This is a genomic window from Pseudomonas sp. (assembly GCF_050739935.1).
Lineage (GTDB): Bacteria > Pseudomonadota > Gammaproteobacteria > Pseudomonadales > Pseudomonadaceae > Aquipseudomonas.
On the sequence record NZ_JBOICF010000017.1, the window covers coordinates 1 to 2,817 of the forward strand.

Sequence of the window (2,817 nt, forward strand, 5' to 3'; positions counted from 1 at the left end):
TTACAGATGTGCCGTCTGATACTCCGCATTCACCAGCAATCCGGCTCCTACAATGATTGTGTGCCGTCACAAAACCCGGTACGCCACAGAATCTGTAGGAGACGTCGGAGGTTACGACGGCAGCGAACGCGGAGGGTCAGTTACAGATGTGCCGTCTGATACTCCGCATTCACCAGCAATCCGGCTCCTACAATGATTGTGTGCCGTCACAAAACCCCGTACGCCGCAGAATCTGTAGGAGACGTCGGAGGTTACGACGGCAGCGAACGCGGTGGGTCAGTTACAGATGTGCCGTCTGACACTCCGCCTTCGCCAGCAAGCCGGCTCCTACAATGATTGTGTGCCGTCACAAAACCCCGGTACGCCACAGAATCTGTAGGAGACGTCGGAGGTTACGACGGCAGCGAACGCGGTGGGCCAGTCACAGAAGTGTTTTTAACGCTCCGCATTCACCAGCAAGCCGGCGCCAACAAGACCAAGGTATTGGCGCCGACCGGGCATCTCCTACAATTGAACCACTGAACGGCAGCGCTGCTCAAAGCGGTATCACAATAAGGAGAGAGCCTCATGCCCTGGTATGCCTGGTTGATTCTGGTAATTGCAATCGGCTCGATCGTCGGTGGTTTGCTGATGCTCAAGGATTCAGCGAAAAAACTTCCCCTGACCGAAGAACAACTCAAGCGCGTCCACGAGCGCAACGCCGAAATGGACGCCAAGGAAGCACGCGACCGCTAAGTCCGTCGGGCGATGGTGACTCATCGCCCGCCTGTCGCACGGCTCGCGCCCCCGCACCTAGACCTGCCTCAATCCCTGCCATCACTCTCGTCCAGCGCCACCGCATGGTGGGTAGCCTGGGGCGTGACGGCAATCCGAAACGGCTGGAAGATCCTGAACATCTCCCCATTTTCCCGCAGTTGCTTGAGCAGCTCGCCGAACTTCTCCCAGCTGATCGGCGCATCGAGCCTGAGCAACGCGTAGTGCCGATAGACCTGATCGACCCGGTCGGAGATCAGAAACTGATCGGCATCTCGCGGGTTGCTGGCCATGAACGTACTCAGGTAGGAGCGCGTGACCAGCGCGATGTCCGCCCGATCGCGCAGCACCATCAGCAGATTGCTGTCGTGGGAATAGGTCAGCGTGGCGTTGTAATGCTCAGCGAGAAACTTAGGGTCGGCGTTGAAGCGGGCGAACGCGTAGTGATAACCGCTGAATAGCGCCAGGCGCTTGCCCTTGAGGTCATCGAAATAGTTTTGCGTGCGCCCTTGAATGCGATGGGTGACGAAAACTTCGGCGTCTTCCAGACCCAGATCGACATCCTCGTGAGGAATGTCCTTCCAACCCCAGGCCGGGTTTTCGAAGATCGCCATGTCGAACCGTTCCTGCTGGAAATCGCGGAAACGACGAGGAATCGAGGTCGGCACCATTTCAAAGCGGTAGTCGCCCTGCATGGCGTTCAATGCACTGATCATCCGCGGCAGCAGTCCAGTGTCTCCCCCGCGTTCGGGGCGAATCACGTAGGGCGGAAAATGCGCCGCGCCAATTCGCACGACTTGCGCCGCGCCCGCCTGCCAAGCCCACAGTGTGGTCGTCGCCAACAGCAGCGTTTTAAAAGCCATCCGCACCGGCGTGGACATCAAGACAAGCACCTCAGGCGAATCGGAATACGCGTAAGCTATGCGCTCGCGAACAATTAGACAACGGTCAAACGAAATCAAAACCGGTTTATGCGCCGCGCGAGGCAATTTATGCCGGGCGCATCAACCACGCAAGCGCTCGCCAGCACACATCCCGCGCCGACAAAAAAATCGTCTCCCACGGCAAACCATCCTCCGTCAAACGAGTCCCACCCATGAACCCTGTGCGTTTTGCAGGGTTGTACGCAACGGGCTGAATATGACTACGCTGAATGACGGTGCCACGGATTAGGGAACTGGAGCGAAAAATGCCCCATTGGCTGGTGATAGATCTGGAGGCCACCACCGAAGAGGGCGGATGGCCTGTGTCAGAGATGGAAATCATTGAAATCGGTGCCTGCGTGGTCAATTCGGACGGACGCGAAATCGACCATTTCGAACGTTTCGTGCGACCGGCGCGCCGTCCCCAGTTGACACCTTTCTGCCGCGAATTGACCCACATTCATCAAGGCCAGATCGACACGGCGTTGCCCTTGACCACGATCTGGCCGCAATTCGAGCGCTGGATGAGTCATCACCGCAAGCGGCTGGTGGGTTGGGTCAGCTGGGGTGATTACGACCGGGAGCAGTTGGTGATGCAATGGCAGCAGCAGCAATTGAGTAGCGAGCTGAGCAGTCTGCCGCACATCAACCTCAAGCAGCGCTTCGCCCAGGCGCGTCAGTTGCACAAGCCCTGCGGATTGAACACCGCGCTGCAACTGGCCGGCATGCACTTCAACGGGCAGCAACACCGCGCCTTGACCGATGCCAGAAACACGGCGCGGTTGCTGCCTCTGGTCATCCCATCCTGAGAGTGACGCATTTATCAAAGCGGATGACGGCCTTTTGTACGTTGGGCATACTGTCTGATCTTTTTCAGCCCTTCCAAGGAGATCAGCCATGTTCAAGGTCAACGAGTATTTCGACGGCACCGTCAAGTCCATCGCCTTCCAACAAGCCGAAGGTGCGGCCACCATCGGCGTCATGGCTCCAGGAAAATACAACTTCGGCACGGCTGATCGCGAAATCATGCACGTGATCTCGGGCTCGCTGAAAGTGCAGCTGCCAGGCAGCAGTGAATGGGAAACCTTCAACGCCGGGGACCAGTTCCGCGTTCCGGCCAATAGCAAGTTCGATCTGGAAG

At 57.8% G+C, this 2,817-nt stretch carries 4 protein-coding genes; 3 read left to right on the top strand and 1 reads right to left on the bottom strand.

Annotated elements, in window-relative coordinates:
- Positions 1–567 precede the first annotated feature (567 nt).
- Positions 568–735: a DUF2897 family protein gene (locus tag ACRER8_RS02230; RefSeq protein WP_074758439.1), complete on the top strand. Its 168-nt coding sequence runs from the start codon at positions 568–570 to the stop codon at positions 733–735.
- A gap of 68 nt (positions 736–803) precedes the next feature.
- Here ACRER8_RS02230 and ACRER8_RS02235 read toward each other — a convergent pair whose 3' ends face one another.
- A complete protein-coding gene (locus ACRER8_RS02235; protein WP_431744731.1) occupies positions 804–1,634 on the bottom strand; it encodes a substrate-binding periplasmic protein in 831 nt (276 codons plus the stop codon).
- 308 nt (positions 1,635–1,942) lie between these two features.
- Here ACRER8_RS02235 and ACRER8_RS02240 point away from each other — a divergent pair, with 308 nt between their 5' ends.
- Both ACRER8_RS02240 and ACRER8_RS02245 read left to right on the top strand, forming a co-directional pair.
- A complete protein-coding gene (locus tag ACRER8_RS02240; protein WP_431744732.1) occupies positions 1,943–2,485 on the top strand; it encodes an exonuclease domain-containing protein in 543 nt (180 codons plus the stop codon).
- An 88-nt stretch (positions 2,486–2,573) separates the two neighbouring features.
- On the top strand, positions 2,574–2,817 hold a 244-nt coding region (locus tag ACRER8_RS02245; protein WP_431744733.1), incomplete at its 3' end, for a pyrimidine/purine nucleoside phosphorylase.

Bases quoted from the DNA above. Each gene is read 5' to 3' on its own strand.
- ACRER8_RS02230 (WP_074758439.1), top strand. From the start codon at position 568: ATGCCCTGGTATGCCTGGTTGATTCTGGTAATTGCAATCGGCTCGATC.
- ACRER8_RS02235 (WP_431744731.1), bottom strand. From the start codon at position 1,634: ATGTCCACGCCGGTGCGGATGGCTTTTAAAACGCTGCTGTTGGCGACG.
- ACRER8_RS02240 (WP_431744732.1), top strand. From the start codon at position 1,943: ATGCCCCATTGGCTGGTGATAGATCTGGAGGCCACCACCGAAGAGGGC.